General features: G+C 44.4%; 1 protein-coding gene. It reads right to left on the bottom strand.

Features of this window, described 5'->3' with window-relative positions:
* Positions 1-232, bottom strand: a 232-nt coding sequence (locus tag IEX97_RS13395; protein ID WP_188883575.1) for a DUF4212 domain-containing protein, incomplete at both ends; no start/stop codon positions are given.

Below are 232 nucleotides of genomic sequence, written 5' to 3'. Positions count from 1 at the left end.
GTCGATTTGGCGCATTCTCCACGCGTAGTAGAAAATAATACCTAGGAAGGCATAGATGGAGCCCTGCTGAGCAAACCAGAAACCAAGTTTGTATCCACCTAATTGAAATTGATTAAGTACGTCGACAAATAAAATGCCGCAGCCGAAAGACACGACGAACCAGATGACCATTAGACCGATCATGAGCTTCACGTTTTTGTCCCAATAGGCTTTGGCTCTTTCTTCGCTTTCA

It is taken from the genome of Paenalicyclobacillus cellulosilyticus (genome assembly GCF_014647315.1).
Taxonomy (GTDB): Bacteria; Bacillota; Bacilli; order Alicyclobacillales; family Alicyclobacillaceae; genus Alicyclobacillus_J; species Alicyclobacillus_J cellulosilyticus.
The sequence above is the reverse complement of the archived record's forward strand: the minus strand, read 5'-3'. Positions and strand labels throughout refer to the sequence as shown.